Source organism: Mycolicibacterium sp. Y3 (assembly GCF_051188035.1).
GTDB lineage: Bacteria > Actinomycetota > Actinomycetes > Mycobacteriales > Mycobacteriaceae > Mycobacterium > Mycobacterium fluoranthenivorans.
Window position 1 is genome coordinate 2,171,920 of the sequence record NZ_JAVQLT010000001.1, and the last position, 13,270, is coordinate 2,185,189.

The window sequence follows — 13,270 nt, forward strand, 5'->3', positions numbered from 1 at the left end:
GGGAAAACGACATCAATGTGGCGGCGAGTGCTGCACCGCGGTCATCGCCGTCCTCCCCACGGGGGACTGCTCGGTGTGACGGTGGTGTGGGCCGACGTGCCCACCACGCCGAATCGGTGTACCCGATCCGGTGGGCCGATGGTCCGCGCAGCGGAGACCCGAAGGTGTACGGCCTCGACCCAGCGCCGGATGCGTTCGGCCACGGCCATCCATCCGGGTCCGTGCATCGCGTCGTGCCGCAGGCCGGGCATCAGTTCGGCTTTGGTGTGGTAGTCGCGGGCCAGTGACTGGGCCACCGAGGGGTCCCAGGAATCCCGGCTGCCGTCGATGACCAGCAGGGGGGTCAGCGTGTCATAGGGCCTGAGCAGTCGCAGCTTCGGTCTGAGTGCGTGCGTCGGGTCCAGGGCGGGGGACAGTGAGCGCAGGGCGTCGTCGTCCCTGTCGGCGTAGCACGCTTCGACGAGTGCATCCGCAGTGCCCGCGCCGAAGAGCAGATCGCGCAGGCGGGTTTCGCGCATCATCGCCGACAGGTGAGTACGCGATGGGGCGGAGCAGAGCAACACCGCCGCCGGACTGCGGTGTGTGCGCAGGTATTCCTGGACGAGGTACCCGCCGCTGGCATGGCCGATCAGGATCGGTGCGGACGGCAGATCGGCGGCGAGGGCGTGGACGCGACTGACGCGGTCGGCGACGGAGGCGCCGCGCCCTCTCCCGTGCATGTCCGGGGCGATGGCTCGGTAACCGCGGTCGGCGAAGTAGTCCAGGAAATGCTCGTCCCAGCACTGAGCCGAATGGCCGGCGCCGTGGATGAACACCAGCGCCGGGCGGGCTGACGACGCCAAGCCCTTGTCGATCTTCTGCAGCAACGGTCGAGTATCATTCGGATTCATGCGTCGTTGCGGCGCCGCGCACCAGTACCGGTCCAGCCTGATCGCCACGCCATGCGTGTGATATCCGTCGTCATCTGTCTCCCCCTGTGGTGTCACCTGTGCAGCCCTGTCGGTCCTCCCGTACCGCGGGCCGCGAATCTGACCAATACTGACATCCCAGTCGACTAATTTCCAGAAGGTTGCTGCGGCGCGCTGGCGACTCCGCGCACAAAGTTGCACTCAGGAAAATTCTGTGCCACCGTCGACGGATCGCCGACGTGCGAATTCGCCAAGTTACGGCCAATGGGGGGCGTACAGACGTGGTCATAGCTGCTGCTGGTCATCCTCTGATGACGATCTCGCCGCAACGGCAACTGAAACATGATTGCTGTACTGACATGTGGGCGTGAGGATGCCTGACGATCGGCAGCCGCATGGCCGGGTGGCCCGCGGCGCACGTCTGAGCAAAGTGGCGGTCACGCACGTATCGCGCGGGGCCCTCCGGCGGGCGCGAGAACCGTTCATGTCCGACGACGAGAAAGCCGCCGCCCGGGATGCCGAGGTGCTGCGGCTTGCCGACGATCTGGTGTCGGCGCTCGGCGCGATGAAGGGCGCCGCGATGAAACTCGGGCAGGCGCTGTCGCTGCTGAACCTCGGGCTCAGTTCGGCCGAGGCGCGCGATGAGTTCTCCCGGCGACTGGCCCCGCTGTACCGGCGTGCACCCGCGGTCGCCAATGCGGCCATGTTCCGCGTCATCGACCGCGAACTGGGGGACCGGCGAAGGCGGTTGGTGTCCATCGAACCCGAACCGCTGGCGTCGGCCTCGCTGGGACAGGTCTACCGCGGCGAACTCGACGACGGCAGGGCGGTGGCCATCAAGGTGCAGTACCCGTCGGCCCAGTCATCGGTGCGCGCCGATCTGAAAAACCTTGCGCTGCTGGTCCGTTTGCGGTCCCGCGATTTACCGAATGTGGGCCTCGAGGAGTTGGTCGACGAGCTGAGTCATCAGATTCTGCTCGAACTGGATTATCGGCGGGAGTTCGCCAATCACCGCCAGGCGTACCAGGACCACCTCGGCCATCCGGTGTTCCGTATCCCTGAACCCATTGAAAGTCTCTGTACGGCAAAGATACTGACCAGTGAGTATCTGGACGGCACCACGCTCGACCAACTCGGTCCGGTGCGACCGGAAGTGGCGGACCACCTCGGTGAGGCCGTCTACCGCTTCTACTGCGGTGGTGTGCACACCACCGGGCGGTTCTGTGCTGATCCCCATCCGGGCAATATCGTGGTGCTTGCCGACGGTGCGGTGGGATTCGTGGATTTCGGACTGTACCTGGCGATGGACTCGGCGCAGCTCGAGCTGGAACGGAAGGTTCTCGGTGCGGTGCTCGCCGGGGATTCTCGGACGGCCTATGAGTTCGCCCGCGCCGGCGGATTCATCGTCGACGAGACGGCGATGCCCGAAGAGATGGTGATGGACTACCTGACCACTGTGGCTGCTTGGCATCTTGCGCCCGGTGTGGTCACCTTGACTCCCAAGGTGGCCTACCGGTCGCTGTCCCAGGCGATCCTGCCTCGCTCGGAGTTCCGCAAAGGCATATACCGCCAACGAGTTCCGCGTGAGCACCTGTTCTCGCGCCGAACCGAGATGAGTGTGTGTGCGCTACTGGGCGATCTGCAGTCCAGTGGGCCTTGGCGGGCGATCTCGGAGGAGTGGATTCTGGGCGGGGAGCCGGCCACCGCGATGGGCCGGCGCATCGCGCAGTGGGAGTCAACGAGGATGCGGTAGGCCGCGCATCCCGTGCAGGAGATAGTTGGTGCACAGCGCCGTGGCTTCCTCGACGTCCACCTCGTCGGCGCCGCCGACCAGGGCAGGCAGCACCGTCGTGATGATCGCGGACACCGCAGCTTGTCCCGCGACATCGAGATCGAGATCGCGATGCACCCAGCCTTGTTCGCGGCCGTGCTCGAAGAGCCGGGTGAACTGCTGGGCCGCGCGCTGATAGGTGGTGAGGGTGGCGGCGAGTGCGGCGTCATCGACCCCGGCGGCGGTCAGCGCGATGAATGCCATGAACTCTGCGCGCTCGACGAAATAGGCTATGGCGCCGGAGATCCGAACCTGGAACTGGACAATGAAGTCCTCGCGGGCGGTGGGGGGCGGCGCACCTTCGGCAGGGCTGACCGTGGCGAGGATCTCGGCCTCGGTGGTCGCTTGGATGGCGGTGAGGACGTCGCGCTTGTTGCGGAAGTAGTTGTAGAACGTGCCGTGGCTGGCGCCGGCAGCTGCCGCGATCTCGGCGACGTCGACCTCGCGGTAGCCGTTCGCCATGAACAACTCGACGGCCGCCGCGTACAGCTGCGATGCGCGATCGGAGGCCGGCGTTGCGGTCATTCGGCCGCCCCCTCCGGGACGGTCAGCACGCCACGATCGACCAACGCCTGTGCCGATTGCAGGAAGTGCGTGCGCTTGGCTTCGTCGGAATCACCGAGAAGAGTCATCACCAGGCCGGGGCCGATCATGCCGATCGCGAGACGGCCCATGCGCGTCCACTCGCCGTCGTCATCGGTCGACGGTGCCAGATGGTGCAGGCCACGCGATAATTCGGCGTCCAGCATGGAGTACAGCCCGGTGACCCGTTCGCGCAATTCCGGGTCGATCGCACTGCATTGCACAGTGATCAGTTTGAGTAGCCCGGGCTCGCGGTCGACCAGTTCGAAAAGGCGCGTGCCGACTGTCTGCACCAATTCACGTGCCTGTTCGCGGTCGGCCAAGGCCAGGGTGAGTTCTTCGAAGGCGAGGGCGTGCACAGTCTTCTCCACCGCGAAATCGAAGACGTGATCCAGGATCTCGCGTTTGCTGGTGAAGTACCGGTAAATGGTGCCGTGGCCGATTCCGGCATGAGCCGCGATATCGGCGATGGAGGTGTCGTCATACCCCTTCTGGGTGAACACCGCGAACGCCGCTGAGACGATGGCCTTGCGCCGGGCCTCTTGCAGCCCCGCGGTCTTCGGCCGGCCACGTCGCGGTGTAGTGCCCTCGACCGCGGCATCCGACCCTTGCACCCGGCGAGTGTACAGCGATCCTCTGCTGAACTTCTCGGGTAACCCGCGGACCCGAAGTCGGGCACGTAGGGAATTCACGAGGGTGGTCAGTCGCGTCGCGCCTGACCACCGTCGCGCCCCCTCGATACCTGGGGTGGACCCGCGGCCGATTGTCACGCCACCATCGGCGGGCACCTCAGGGATGCAAAGATTGACATATCAATCATGGTTGTGCAAGTTTGCTCCGCCCGCTGAGTGCGAGTCGGTGACACGCGAATGCCGAGCGGGGCCGTCCGGTCGGGAGGTCGCGGGCGCATCCGGCATCGAACGTTTGGATATGCCGCGGTTTCCGCGCTGCTATACAGGGTTGTGATCGCCGTCACAAAAGAGGTGCAGATTGTCCAGCAGCGCAGCATTCATCGGACGGATCGGCGGGTTGGCCGTGGCCTTGGGGATCGGAGCTGCGATCGCCAACTCCCCGGGTATCGCAGCCGCGGAGACCCCTTCTGACGCGCCCGCGGCCGGCGCGAGCCAGCCGGGCGCGGACCACACCTCTGCCTCCGCAACCACGCCCAAGGCCGATTCCGAACGGGCACCATCCTCCAACGACGGCACCGCCGCATCGTCGACGGCCGGTGGAAGCCCTCGGACCGCGACGTCGCGGCGGCCGCTCGTCCGAGCCCAGCGCACGCTGTCGCGTCTGGTCACGGCGAAGAGAGAGCCGCCTGCCCCCAAGCCCGATGACGAGGCGCCGGATCGCCCACCAGTGCCCGAGGACACTCCGGCCGCGGTGGCCCTTGCCGGTGTGGCACGCCGCGAAGTCGGCCATGACAACGACACCGCTTCCCGCGCCCGCACCGCCACGGCGACGACCACTGCCACGGCCAAGGTTGCCGCGGTCACCGCGCAGCCGGCTGGGGTGACGAGTCCCCTGGGCACCCCGGACCAGCTCGCGGCGGAGAAGCTGGCCACGCGCGTCGTCAACACGCTGCCGGTCGCGTTGGTGAAGCTCGCCCTGCGTGCCGGGTTCCTGTCCGCTGCCAAGCAGCAGTTCGACAAGGTCGGCGGACCGGACCAGGAGAACGTCGATCGCCTGGACGCCGCGGTGAATGCGTACGCCATGGCATCCGCCTTCCAGCAGCAGCTGCTCAACTCGGCCGAACCCACCGTCGTCATGCAGGTGGCCCCGCCGCACACCTGGTCCGATCAACCCGGCCAGACCGTTCCCGCCTCGCGCATCCTGTACGACAACCCGGACACCATCTACCGCTTCATGGGGGTCAACGGCGCGTCGAAGTACGTGATCACCGGGCGGTTCGCCGACCCTGCCCACGTGCCGGCCGACACCACGTTCAGCGTGCTGACCGGTCTGACCGGGAACACCGCGGCGGTGCTCACCAAGGACAACTTCACGTTCAACCCCGACGGTACGTTCACCATCACCGCGGACTCGACGCCGGCCAACGGGCGCGTCAACCATCTGCAACTACCCGCCGACGCCACCCTGATCGCGACACGCAACACGTTGTCGGACTGGGGCACCGAGGTGCCGATGAGCCTGGAGATCACCCGCGTCGGAGGTCCGCCGAACAGCTTGTTCAGCCAGCTCGGCGGCTTCGCCATTCCACGGATCGGACCGGCCGTGGTGCGCAATCCCGTTCTGACGAAACTGGTTTCGCTGATCCCGCCGCTCCCATCCGTGCCTCCGGTCCTGCGCGGCGCGGTCACCGCGGTGATCATGGCGCTCGGCATTCAGCGCGAGGCCACTTATATGGCCGTCGCCACCACAGATCCGGCCACGGGGCAACGTCAGGAACCCAACGTGCTGCGCAACCCGACCCGCAACGCCGAGTTCCTGGCCACCCAGTTGCAGAGTGCGGGTTACTTCCAGCTCGCCGACGATCAGGCCCTGGTGCTCACGATCAACCCGGACGGCGCCGGATATTTCGTCGTCCCGGTGACCGACGACTGGACCGTCACGAAGGACTACTGGAACGAACAGACCAGCCTCAACATCTCCCAGGCGACACCCAACGACGACGGGACCTACACGATCGTGGTGTCGCCGACCGATCCCGGTGTGGCGAACTGGGTTTCCACCGGTGGACTGCATCAGGGCACCCTCTCCATCCGCTTCCAGGTACTGCAGGACGGGACATCCCCGACCGTCGGCTCTCAGCTGGTGACCCTGGACGAGCTCGGCGACGTGCTGCCCCCGGAGACGACTTACGTCGGCGCCGCCGACCGGGCCGCGCAGCTCGCCGTCCGCAAGAACGGATTCGACAACCGGTTCGCGCCCTACCCGCAGCCGTAGACTCTGCGGTTGTGGCCGCACTGGTACAGCAGTATCTGGACCTGATCCGATCCGAGCACGCCGGGGTGGCCGAGGGCGCGCTGGCCAGCTACATCCCGGAGCTGACCACTGTCGACCCGGACGGATTCGGGGTCTCGCTTTCCTCCTCCGATGGATTCGTCTACGAATCCGGGGATGCGGCACTGGAATTCACCATCCAGTCGATCTCCAAGCCGTTCACCTACGCACTTGCCCTGGATCAGATCGGGCAGCGCGCGGTCGATGCCAAGATCGGCGTCGAACCCTCCGGTGAGGCGTTCAACGAGATCAGCGTCGACCCCGCGACCAAGACGCCGAAGAACCCGATGATCAATGCCGGTGCGATTGCGGCCGTTTCGCTGGTTCCAGGTGCCACGCCCGATGAGAAGTTCGGGCTGATCCGGGAGTTCTACTCCGCGTTCGCGGGCAGGCAGCTGGAGATCGATCCGCAGGTGTACGCATCGGAGATGCGGACCGGCAGCCGCAACCGCGCCATCGCCTACATGCTGGCCAGTTTCGGTGTGCTCGACGGGGATCCCGACGAGGTGCTCGACGTGTACTTCCGGCAGTGCTCGTTCAATGTCACGACCACCGACCTGGCCCGGATGGCCGCCACGCTGGCCCGCGGCGGTATCAACCCGATGACCGGCCGCCGGGTCACCGACGCCGCGGTGGTCAGGCGCACCTTGTCGGTGATGGTGACGTGCGGGATGTACGACGCGGCCGGCGACTGGGTCAGTGCGGTCGGCATGCCGGCCAAGAGTGGGGTGGGTGGCGGGATCGTGGCGGTGCTGCCCGGGCAGGTGGGCATCGGCGTCTATTCGCCGCTACTGGACGCCAAGGGCAACAGCGTGCGGGGAGTGCGGCTGTGCCGCAGTCTGTCCGAGCAGCTGGGGCTGCACTTCCTGACCGTGTCGCGGGATTCCCGGGCCACCCTGCGAGCCATCTACCAACCCCACGACAACATCCGGGTCTACGAGACGCACGGCGACCTGCTGTTCTGCGGTGCAGAGCAAGTGGTGCGCACCGTCGATCGCGGCTGCGACGATTTCACGGTGGGGATCCTGGATGTCTCGCGGGTCGACGATATCGACGACGCGGCCAGGGCTCTGCTGTCCGGGATGAGTACGGCGCTGCGCGACCGGGGCAAGGCCGGGCTGATCGTGGACCCGGACCGTACGGTGATCCCCGACGGGTCCGAGTTCGAGAACATCCGGTACGCGACCATCGAGCAAGCCGTCGACGCCGCCCAGGCGTTCATCCGTGCGCAGTTCTCAGACCGGTAACGCCAGCCTGGTCGGCGCATCCAGCCCGCGCAGGGTGACGGTGTCACCCAGAGTCCAATGGGCGCTTTCGGTTTCGGTGGCACCGCGCAGCGTGTCCGAAGACGCCACCAGATGGCCGGGGACCGACTTGGCGAATTCACACAACCGGGCGGCCTCGTTGACCGGCTCGCCGATGACGGTGTACTCGAATCGGTCCTTGGCGCCGACGTTGCCCGCCACCACCTGACCCGCCGTCACACCGATACCGGCTTTCAACTCGGGGACCTCGGCGCGGAGCCGGGTGGCGATCGCCCGGGCGGCCCCCAGCGCCTCGTCCTCGGGGTTCGGCAGCGAGACGGGCGCACCGAATACCGCCAGCACCGCATCGCCTTCGAACTTGTTGACCAGGCCGTGGTGGCGGTCCACCTCGTCGACGATGACCGCGAAGAACCGGTTCAGCAGCGCGACCACCTCGACCGCCGGGCGGCTGGTCACCAGTGCGGTCGAGCCGATCACGTCGACGAAAATCACTGCGGCATGGCGCTCTTCACCGCCGAGTTGAGGCCGTTCCTTCTCCGCGAGCGCCGCGACCTCGCGTCCGACGTGCTGCCCGAACAGGTCGCGTACGCGTTCGCGCTCGCGCAGGCCGACGACCATGGAGTTGAAGCCGCGCTGGAGCTGGCCGAGCTCGGTGCCGTCGAAGACGACCAACTCGGTATCCAGGTCGCCCCGTTCCACCCGGTTGAGCGCGGCGCGTACGACGCGCACCGGGGTGGCGGTGAGCCAGGACAGGATCCACATCAGGATGAAGCCGAACACCAGCGCGAAGGTCGCGAGGATCATCACCGCGACGGTGAACTGCGTCGGTGACACGATGTGCAGCGAGAGCGTGATGATCGCGGCCAGCAGGATGCCCAGCACGGGCACACCGGAGCCGAGTGCCCAGACCGTCAGTGTCCGGCCCATGATGCCGGGGGCGAACCGCCGCGGCGGGGGACCGACCTCGAGGGCCTGTGCGGCCACCGGCCGCAGGGCGAATTCGGTGAACAGGTAGCAGCTTGCCGAGACCACGATGCCGGGAAAGCTGATGCCGAGCAGCACCTTCGGGATGTAGTTGGTGTCCTGCAGTCCGTACAACACGGTCAGCACGACGGTGCCACCGCCCCACAGCGCCAGCAGGACGCGGGTGAGCCGCCACGGCGCGAAGAACGTGTTGCGCTGGTCCCGCGGCGTCGGTTCGCGTTCCTCGATCGCCCACCGGACGTTGTTGATGACCCGGTTGGTCGCCCAGACGACCCCGACGATGAAGGCCAGCACGATGTAGGCCGGTGCCACCGCGAACGTGATCCATCGCACCCGTGCGTCGAACACGCCGGGGACCGGGAAGGTCACCGTGACGACCAGGACGGCCACGCCGACACCGATGAGATTGGCCCCGAGTGCGAACGTGGTGAGGATGGTCTGGATGCGGACGCGGCGGCGTTGCTGGGTCTCCGAAACGCGACCGAGAATCCATGATCCGTAGGCCGGGGTGCTCGGCACCCGGCTGCTCTGGCTGGTCACCTTCTCCAACACCAGACCGAGTCTTTGCGCGGTGCTCTTCTTGGCCGTCATCGTGGCGTCAGCCTAGTGACAACGCCCGGGCAATCTATGGTGGTTCGGTGCGCCTCGTCATCGCCCAATGCACCGTCGATTACGTCGGACGCCTCACCGCCCATCTCCCGTCGGCCCGTCGGCTGCTGTTGTTCAAAGCCGACGGCTCGGTGAGCGTGCACGCCGACGACCGTGCCTACAAGCCGCTGAACTGGATGAGCCCGCCGTGCTGGGTCACCGAGGGCGTCCCGGACGCCTCGGCCGACGGTGCCGAGATGGTGTGGGTGGTGGAGAACAAAGCGGGGGAACAGCTTCGCATCACCGTGCAGGACATCGAGCACGACTCCAGTCATGAACTCGGGGTGGACCCGGGATTGGTCAAGGACGGTGTCGAGGCACACCTGCAGGTGCTGCTCGCCGAACACGTCGAACTGCTCGGGGCGGGGTTCACTCTGGTGCGCCGCGAGTACATGACGGCGATCGGCCCGGTGGACCTGATGTGCCGGGATGAGACCGGTCGGTCGGTGGCCGTGGAGATCAAACGGCGCGGTGAGATCGACGGCGTCGAACAGTTGACTCGCTATCTGGAGCTGCTCAACCGCGATACCGTGCTGGCGCCGGTGAGTGGTGTCTTCGCCGCCCAGCAGATCAAGCCGCAGGCCCGTACGCTGGCCGAGGATCGCGGAATTCGTTGTGTCGTACTGGATTACGACAAGATGCGTGGGATGGACAACGACGAGTTCCGGCTGTTCTGATGGGCCGCCGTCCGAACCGGCGCGCACAGCCGTTTCGGCCGCTGCCCACGCCACCGCGCCTCGAGGTGGGACCGGACGGTTACGACTATCACGTGCGTCAGGTGCCGGCGGGGCGTGCTGAGAAGATCTACCGCTGCCCGGGCTGCGATCACGAGATCAAGCCGGCGACCGCACATGTGCTGGTGTGGCCGGCGAGTCCGGGCGGTGTTGAGGCAGACATCGACGACCGCAGGCACTGGCATACGCCGTGCTGGGCCAACAGGGCCAACCGAGGCCCGACCCGCAAGTGGAGCTAGTGGCTCGTCAGTGATCGCCGTCGGCGGCGGGTTCGACCAGCTCGATCAGCACACCGCCGGCATCCTTGGGGTGGATGAAGTTGATCCGCGAGTCCGCGGTACCCCGGCGCGGCGCGTCGTAGAGCAGCCGGACGCCGTCGGCGCGCAGGCGCTCGGAGAGGGCGTCGATATCGCTGGTGCGGTAGGCCAGCTGCTGCAGGCCGGGGCCGCGGGTGTCGATGAACTTGGCGATGGTGGACTTCTCGTCCAACGGGGAGAGCAACTGGATCTGTGCGCTGCCCTTGGCCGCGCCGCGCACCGAGAGCATGGCCTCCCGGACGCCCTGCTCCTCGTTGACCTCCTCGTGCAGCACGATCATGCCGAGGTGGTCGTGGTACCACTTGATCGCGGCGTCCAGATCCGGCACGGCGATACCGACGTGGTCGATGGCGGTCACCAGTGCGCTGGCAAGGGCCGGACGGGCGTCGACGTGCTCGGTGGTCATAGACTAAAAGTAACCTGACATAGTCGATTTTATGCCTGTGTGATAGGCCACACTAAGCTCGTTCGGCAGGCTTTACAGAACCTTTGGAGGATGGAAATGACGACCTCGGTGATCGTTGCGGGCGCCCGCACCCCGGTGGGCAAGCTGCTGGGCTCGCTCAAGGGCTTCTCGGGCAGCGATCTCGGGGCCATCGCCATCAAGGGCGCCCTGGAGAAGGCGGGTGTGGACGCCTCCGCCGTGGACTACGTGATCATGGGGCAGGTGCTCACCGCGGGTGCCGGCCAGATGCCGGCACGCCAGTCCGCCGTCGCCGCCGGGATCGGCTGGGATGTGCCCGCCCTGACCATCAACAAGATGTGCCTGTCGGGTATCGACGCCATCGCGCTGGCCGATCAGCTGATCCGCGCCGGTGAGTTCGAGGTCGTGGTCGCCGGTGGCCAGGAATCGATGAGCCAGGCCCCGCACCTGCTGCCCAAGAGTCGCGAGGGCTTCAAGTACGGCGACACCACGCTGGTGGATCACCTGGCTTACGACGGTCTGTACGACGTGTTCACCGACCAGCCGATGGGCGCGCTCACCGAGCAGCGCAACGATGTCGACCAGTTCACCCGCGCCCAGCAGGACGAGCTGGCCGCGCAGTCGCACCAGAAGGCGGCGGCGGCCTGGAAGGACGGCGTCTTCGCCGATGAGGTCGTGCCGGTGCAGATCCCGCAGCGCAAGGGTGACCCGCTCGAGTTCAACGAGGATGAGGGCATTCGCGCCAACACCACCGCGGAATCGCTGAGCGGGCTCAAGCCGGCGTTTCGTAAGGACGGCACCATCACCGCCGGTTCGGCCTCGCAGATCTCCGACGGAGCCGCAGCGGTCGTCGTGATGAGCAAGGCCAAGGCGCAGGAGCTCGGGCTGAGCTGGCTGGCCGAGATCGGTGCGCACGGTGTGGTCGCCGGTCCGGACTCGACGCTGCAGAGCCAGCCGGCCAACGCGATCAAGAAGGCCATGGCGCGCGAGGGCATCACGGTCGATCAACTCGATGTCGTCGAGATCAACGAGGCGTTCGCCGCGGTGGCGCTGGCCTCGGCCCGCGAATTGGGGTTGGACGAGGCGGCTGTCGCTGCCAAGGTGAACGTCAACGGCGGCGCCATTGCCATCGGCCACCCGATCGGGATGTCCGGTGCCCGGATCACCCTGCATGCGGCGCTGGAGCTGGCACGCAAGGGCTCGGGTTACGCCGTCGCCGCGCTGTGCGGAGCCGGTGGCCAGGGCGACGCGCTGATCCTGCGCCGCCCCTGAGCGCGTTCTCAACCTTCAACGACAGGGCGTAGTAGCTCAGTGGTTGCTCGGGCACAATGGGCCCTATGGCACGCATGGTCAGCGGTGAACGCGCCGCGAGTTGGTTCCGGCTGGTGGCCGGCGCCGAAGCCGTCAGCTGGGTCGGTCTGCTGGTGGGGATGTACTTCAAGTACCTGGGTACACCCCGCACCGAGGTCGGCGTGAAGGTGTTCGGCCCGATCCACGGTGGCATCTTCATCGCCTTCGTGGTCCTGGCGCTGCTGGTCGGGCTGGCCCACAAGTGGTCGCTGTCCACCTGGGCAGCGGCATTGCTGGCCAGCATCGTGCCGTTGGCGAGTGTGATCTTCGTCATCTGGGCGGATCGCACCGGCCGGCTGGGTGTCCGAAGCGACGGGAAGACAACGCGCGGCGAACCAGCCGGGTCGAGCGCGCCGGCGACGTGACAGACTTGTCGATGTGACACGACCCCGGTCTTCTCTGGGCCCCGCGCTGGCTGGCGCGGTCGATCTGTCGGCCCTCAAGCAACCTCCGCCCTCACAAGCCGCCGCCGCGGGCCCGTCGGGTGCCGTGCAGGTGACCGAAGCCAACCTCGAAGCCGAGGTCCTGGTCCGTTCCGGCGAGAAACCCGTGGTGGTGCTGTTGTGGACCCCACGCAGCGAGGCCAGCGCCGCGCTCGGCGACGCGTTCGCCGAGCTGGCTGCGGCCGACGGTGGCAGCTGGGTGCTGGCCATGGTCAACGTCGACACCACCCCGCGGGTGGCGCAGATGTTCGGCGTGCAGGCGGTACCCACCGTGGTGGCAGTGGTCGGCGGGCAGCCGGTCGCCAGCTTCCAGGGGCCGCAGCCGCCCGAGCAGCTGCGGCGGTGGATCGACTCACTGCTGCAGGCCGCGGGCAACCCCGGCGGCGGGGGAGACGACGCAGAGCAGGTCGACCCCGAAGTGGAGGCCGCCCGCGCGCACCTGGACAACGGTGACTTCGACGCCGCCCTGGCCGCTTATCAGGCGATTCTGGCGGCCAAGCCCAACGACGCCGAGGCCACCGGGGCGATCCGGCAGATCTCGTTCCTGCAGCGGGCCACCACGCACAGTCCCGACGCCGTGGCGGCGGCCGACGCCGCCCCCGACGATATCGAGGCCGCATTCGCCGCCGCCGATGTCGAGATCCTGCAGCAGAGCGTCGCACCGGCGTTCAACAGGCTGATCGCGCTGGTCAAGCGGACCGCGGGCGATGACCGCACCAAGGTGCGGACCCGCCTGATCGAACTTTTCGAACTGTTCGACGCCGCCGACCCGGATGTCATCGCGGGCCGGCGCAACCTGGCCAACGCCCTGTACTGACCG

The 13,270-nt window shown here is 67.1% G+C and carries 13 protein-coding genes; 8 read left to right on the top strand and 5 right to left on the bottom strand.

Going from position 1 to position 13,270, the window contains the following annotated elements; genetic code table 11:
• Window positions 1–41 precede the first annotated feature (41 nt).
• Window positions 42–866 carry an alpha/beta hydrolase gene (locus tag QN239_RS10645; RefSeq protein WP_499010132.1) on the bottom strand — a complete coding sequence of 275 codons (825 nt, stop codon included), beginning with the start codon at window positions 864–866 and terminating at the stop codon, window positions 42–44.
• A gap of 526 nt (window positions 867–1,392) precedes the next feature.
• Here QN239_RS10645 and QN239_RS10650 point away from each other — a divergent pair.
• Window positions 1,393–2,661: an AarF/UbiB family protein gene (locus QN239_RS10650; RefSeq protein ID WP_499010134.1), complete on the top strand. Its 1,269-nt coding sequence runs from the start codon at window positions 1,393–1,395 to the stop codon at window positions 2,659–2,661.
• Here QN239_RS10650 and QN239_RS10655 read toward each other — a convergent pair.
• Window positions 2,644–3,264: a TetR/AcrR family transcriptional regulator gene (locus QN239_RS10655; protein WP_499010136.1), complete on the bottom strand. Its 621-nt coding sequence runs from the start codon at window positions 3,262–3,264 to the stop codon at window positions 2,644–2,646. The two genes, QN239_RS10650 and QN239_RS10655, sit on opposite strands and share 18 nt — an antisense overlap.
• The gene (locus tag QN239_RS10660; protein WP_499010138.1) at window positions 3,261–3,935 is read right to left on the bottom strand and encodes a TetR/AcrR family transcriptional regulator; all 675 of its coding nucleotides are present in this window, start codon (window positions 3,933–3,935) and stop codon (window positions 3,261–3,263) included. The genes QN239_RS10655 and QN239_RS10660 overlap by 4 nt, the downstream gene beginning before the upstream one ends.
• 376 nt (window positions 3,936–4,311) lie before the next feature.
• Between QN239_RS10660 and QN239_RS10665 the strand changes: the two genes are divergently transcribed.
• Together QN239_RS10665 and glsA are read left to right on the top strand one after the other, a co-directional pair.
• Window positions 4,312–6,228 (top strand): DUF1214 domain-containing protein, encoded by a 1,917-nt coding sequence (locus QN239_RS10665; protein WP_499010140.1) that lies wholly within the window; start codon window positions 4,312–4,314, stop codon window positions 6,226–6,228.
• A gap of 11 nt (window positions 6,229–6,239) precedes the next feature.
• Window positions 6,240–7,532, top strand: coding sequence for a glutaminase A (glsA, locus tag QN239_RS10670; RefSeq protein WP_499010143.1), 1,293 nt, complete (start codon window positions 6,240–6,242; stop codon window positions 7,530–7,532).
• Here glsA and QN239_RS10675 read toward each other — a convergent pair.
• Window positions 7,521–9,125: an adenylate/guanylate cyclase domain-containing protein gene (locus QN239_RS10675; RefSeq protein ID WP_499010145.1), complete on the bottom strand. Its 1,605-nt coding sequence runs from the start codon at window positions 9,123–9,125 to the stop codon at window positions 7,521–7,523. The genes glsA and QN239_RS10675 overlap by 12 nt on opposite strands.
• Before the next feature lie 47 nt (window positions 9,126–9,172).
• On the opposite strand from QN239_RS10675, the gene nucS reads away from it, so the two are divergent.
• Window positions 9,173–9,859 (top strand): endonuclease NucS, encoded by a 687-nt coding sequence (gene nucS / locus QN239_RS10680; protein WP_267293867.1) that lies wholly within the window; start codon window positions 9,173–9,175, stop codon window positions 9,857–9,859.
• A complete protein-coding gene (locus QN239_RS10685; RefSeq protein WP_499010148.1) occupies window positions 9,859–10,155 on the top strand; it encodes an Rv1322 family protein in 297 nt (98 codons plus the stop codon). The genes nucS and QN239_RS10685 overlap by 1 nt, the downstream gene beginning before the upstream one ends.
• A gap of 7 nt (window positions 10,156–10,162) precedes the next feature.
• Here the strand turns inward: QN239_RS10685 and mce are convergent, their stop codons facing one another.
• On the bottom strand, window positions 10,163–10,639 hold the full coding sequence (gene mce, locus QN239_RS10690) for a methylmalonyl-CoA epimerase (protein WP_499010150.1): 477 nt from the start codon (window positions 10,637–10,639) through the stop codon (window positions 10,163–10,165).
• 96 nt (window positions 10,640–10,735) lie between these two features.
• On the opposite strand from mce, the gene QN239_RS10695 reads away from it, so the two are divergent.
• The 3 genes from QN239_RS10695 to QN239_RS10705 all read left to right on the top strand — a co-directional run bounded on the left by QN239_RS10695 (window position 10,736) and on the right by QN239_RS10705 (window position 13,267).
• Window positions 10,736–11,929, top strand: a complete 1,194-nt coding sequence (locus QN239_RS10695; protein ID WP_499010152.1) for an acetyl-CoA C-acetyltransferase — start codon at window positions 10,736–10,738, stop codon at window positions 11,927–11,929.
• Between the two features lie 65 nt (window positions 11,930–11,994).
• Window positions 11,995–12,372, top strand: coding sequence for a DUF3817 domain-containing protein (locus QN239_RS10700; protein WP_499010154.1), 378 nt, complete (start codon window positions 11,995–11,997; stop codon window positions 12,370–12,372).
• Between the two features lie 13 nt (window positions 12,373–12,385).
• Window positions 12,386–13,267 (top strand): tetratricopeptide repeat protein, encoded by an 882-nt coding sequence (locus QN239_RS10705; protein WP_267293863.1) that lies wholly within the window; start codon window positions 12,386–12,388, stop codon window positions 13,265–13,267.
• Window positions 13,268–13,270 lie beyond the last annotated feature (3 nt).

Excerpts from the sequence above, each read along its gene's own strand:
- QN239_RS10685 (WP_499010148.1), top strand. The coding sequence starts at position 9,859 with ATGGGCCGCCGTCCGAACCGGCGCGCACAGCCGTTTCGGCCGCTGCCC.
- QN239_RS10650 (WP_499010134.1), top strand. The coding sequence starts at position 1,393 with ATGTCCGACGACGAGAAAGCCGCCGCCCGGGATGCCGAGGTGCTGCGG.
- QN239_RS10655 (WP_499010136.1), bottom strand. The coding sequence starts at position 3,264 with ATGACCGCAACGCCGGCCTCCGATCGCGCATCGCAGCTGTACGCGGCG.
- QN239_RS10675 (WP_499010145.1), bottom strand. The coding sequence starts at position 9,125 with ATGACGGCCAAGAAGAGCACCGCGCAAAGACTCGGTCTGGTGTTGGAG.
- QN239_RS10700 (WP_499010154.1), top strand. The coding sequence starts at position 11,995 with ATGGCACGCATGGTCAGCGGTGAACGCGCCGCGAGTTGGTTCCGGCTG.
- mce (WP_499010150.1), bottom strand. The coding sequence starts at position 10,639 with ATGACCACCGAGCACGTCGACGCCCGTCCGGCCCTTGCCAGCGCACTG.
- QN239_RS10695 (WP_499010152.1), top strand. The coding sequence starts at position 10,736 with ATGACGACCTCGGTGATCGTTGCGGGCGCCCGCACCCCGGTGGGCAAG.